The organism is Streptomyces niphimycinicus (assembly GCF_018883605.1).
In the GTDB taxonomy this organism is placed as follows: domain Bacteria; phylum Actinomycetota; class Actinomycetes; order Streptomycetales; family Streptomycetaceae; genus Streptomyces; species Streptomyces niphimycinicus.
Window position 1 is genome coordinate 1 of record NZ_JAHLEM010000199.1, and the last position, 2441, is coordinate 2441.

General features: G+C 73.8%; 1 protein-coding gene and 1 pseudogene. Both read right to left on the minus strand.

The window, feature by feature from the left end:
- Window positions 1-328: 328 nt before the first annotated feature.
- Window positions 329-1840 carry a N,N-dimethylformamidase beta subunit family domain-containing protein gene (locus tag KN815_RS19175; protein WP_216343172.1) on the minus strand — a complete coding sequence of 504 codons (1512 nt, stop codon included), beginning with the start codon at window positions 1838-1840 and terminating at the stop codon, window positions 329-331.
- A 273-nt stretch (window positions 1841-2113) separates the two neighbouring features.
- Window positions 2114-2441: pseudogene (locus KN815_RS19180) on the minus strand (hypothetical protein); the annotation flags it as partial.

The following is a 2441-nucleotide window of genomic DNA, read 5'->3' on the forward strand; positions in this document are numbered from 1 at the left end:
TTTCCCCTCCCCGCCCCTTCCCTCAACTGGGGCTCCGCCCCAGACCCCCGGCCGGGCGACCCGGATGCGTGCGGGTGGCCGCCCGGTCATCCGCCGCGCCGGTGTGCCGACGGCGATCAGCCCGCCGGTACAGGTGTGCACGGGGGCGACGGCCGACCCGTGGACCCCGGGGTCCAGGGGCCGCCGTGCCCGGCGGCGGGGCGCGGGCCGCGGGGCCCGGCGGTCCCGTCGACCCCGGGGTCCAGGGGCGGAGCCCATGGTTCGGGAAGGGGCGGGGAGGGGAAAGCGTCGCTACGCGGCTCCGCCACGTGGCTCGCCGGACACCGGCTCACCCCCGCTTGCAGATCCGATCCAGCAGATTCGCCGTCGCACGCTGAATCCGCTCATCCGTATGCCCCGGACGGTCCAACGCGGGCGACCACGCGAACGTCCCCGACGCGAACACCAGAGCGCCGCTCGGGGCGCGGTAGAGGGACGTCTCCTGGTGGCGGACGACCCCCTCCGTGTCCTCGTACGGCGAGTGGGCCAGCAGGATGCGGCGGAGGTGCTCGGGCAGGACGGTGCGCGGGAAGTAGCGGTCGGCCTCGCCCGCGACCAGGCCGGGCAGTTCATCGCCCTCCTCCGCGCCGGTGGCCTCCCACAGCCAGTGGCCGGCGTTGCGCACGATCAGCGGGCTGGGCTCGGGCACCCGGCCCGCGTACTGGATGCCGATCAACTGCTGTTCGGGCACGGTCTCGCGCCACAGCGCCGAGCGGCCGGGGCCGCGGCGCTTGCGGCAGGTCAGCAGCCGGTCCGGGCCGGAGGGCGAGGCGGTGAGCTCGACCTGCCAGTACATGGTGTTGGCGGAGAGGAAGACCAGCGAGGTGCCGCTGTCGCGGGCCGATTCCACGGTGCGGCGCATGGGCGCCGACCAGTACTCGTCGTGGCCGGGGAAGACCAGCCCCCGGTGGCGGGTGGGGTCGACCCGGCCCGCGTGCAGATCGCTCGTCTCGGCGTAGGCCAGGTCGTAGCCGTAGCGCTCGGCCCAGCGGATGAAGTCGTAGGCGTGGCCCACATGGAGGGGCAGCCCCGCGCCCGCGTACGGCCGGTCGAAGGAGACGGTGATCGCCGCCTCCGACTCGCCCAGCAGCTTTCCCCGCTCGTCCCAGGCGTGGTAGAGGCTGGCGCCGGTCCGGCCGTCCTCCGGGTAGAGGTTGTACGCCTGCCAGGTGAGGTCGGGGAGGACGAGGAGGAGATCGGCGGGGCGGGGGTCGCGGACGGTGAACGGGATATGGCTGCGGTAGCCGTCCACGGTGGTCAGCACCGCGACATAGGCGCCGGGCTTCCAGTACGAGGGGATCTGAAGCCGCCAGGACAGCCACCAGTGGTGGCAGGAGACGGTGCGGTCGGCGGTGAGCGGGGACGGCTGGACGATCCCGGACAGCCGGGGGCTGGTGGTGATCTTCAGCGCGCCGACGCCGTCGTAGTAGCCGATGCGGTAGATGTCCACGCTGAACTGCTGGGGCGGATCCACCGTGATCCGGAAGTCGATGGCCTCGCCGGGGGCCGCCGCGGAGGCGGAGGGGAAGCCCTTGATCTGCCGGTGGACATCGTCGGCGGTGCGCGGGCCGGGGATCCTGCCGGGACCCTTCGCACGGACCCGCCCCGCCGCCCGGTCGATGGCCCCGGGGTGGGCCCCGGACTGCCGGACATGGTCGACGTACCACGGGACCACCCGCCCGGTGTCGTCGAAGTAGTTCTCACTGTCGCGCAGCCAGGGCAGCGGGCCCTGGCCGAAAGGATCCGTCACCGCGTGCGCGAGCGCTCCTGACTCCCAGCGCCGGATCTGGTCCGTCCCCACAATTGTTCCCCTCCCCTGCGTGCCCGGCGGCGCCTCGCCTCGCTGTCCTCGCACACCGCACCGCAGCGGATCCGGCCTTGTGGGCCGGGCTGCGGGGCCGGTCTGGCGGTCCGGGCCGGTGGGCCGGAACTCGTGGGCCGGGCGGACAGCGACCGGTCCAAGCACATCACATTACGCACCCACTCCGTCACCGATAGTCGCTAATTTGCCGGAACAGCCGCCGAACGCGCGACAAGGCTGGACATAGGATCGGATCCGGCGCAGTATCCGCGCCTACACCAGCCGGACGGGCTTTTCCGGACGAACCCCCACCTCGCCGAGCCAGGCGCGCAGCGGCCCGTCGTCCCCGTCCTCCACCAGGCTGAGCACCGGATGGGCCAGATCGGCCCGCCGCCGCCCGTCGACGAGCAGCGCGGGCCCGTCGAGCCAGTCGAGGCCGGGGGCCGCGCCCGCGGTGTCCACGGCGGCGCAGCAGACCATGGCGGTCACATGGTCGGCGAGCAGCTCGCGGCCGGTGCGCGGCGGCTGGAGCGGGAACGCCGGGGCGAAGTCGTCGATCCACGGATCGCCGCCGGACCCGCCCGCGGCCCCCTCCGCCCCC